Here is a 587-nt window from a genome sequence, read left to right as displayed (position 1 = left end):
AAAACTGCTACTCGCGACGGTAGGCCCTGCCGGCCATGTTGACCAGAGCACACGATGCTTCGGCGTGGGCATTATGTGAGCCCGGCCACGCGGGGCCGGGCTCACGACCCTGGCCGGGACGCGGGGCAACGCGCGAACGCCCGCGACGCCGGCCACGGCGTTATTGCTGGACGAACTCGTTCCACTCCTGGTATCGGTCCAGTTCCCCCCGGGTCGCGCGGTGGAAGATCTCCAGCAGCTCCCGGGTGACGGGGCCCGGCTTCCCGCTCCCGACCTGCCGGTCGTCCACCTCGACGATCGGCACGATCTCGACCGCCGTGCCGGTGAAGAACGCCTCGTCAGCCAGATAGAGGTCGGTGCGCACGATGTGCTGCTCGATCACCTCGTACCCCTGATCGGCGGCGATCCTCATGATCGAGGCGCGGGTGATGCCACCGAGCGGACCATCCGTGAGGAGCGGAGTGATGACCTTGCGTCCGGAGACGATGAAGACGTTTTCCCCGGTGCCGTCGGCGATGTGGCCATTGGGGCTGGTCAGAATCGCCTCGTCGTAACCGGCCTTGACCGCCGCGACCTTCGCCAGGGAC

General features: G+C 67.3%; 1 protein-coding gene. It reads right to left on the bottom strand.

The window, feature by feature from the left end:
• Positions 1-160 precede the first annotated feature (160 nt).
• The coding region (locus ACY45C_RS13710) for an aminotransferase class IV (protein WP_462187998.1) at positions 161-587 on the bottom strand (427 nt) is incomplete at its 5' end.

It is taken from the genome of Frankia sp. CcWB2 (assembly GCF_977927585.1).
Note: the sequence above shows the minus strand (reverse complement) of the source record. Positions and strands in the feature narration are given on the sequence as shown.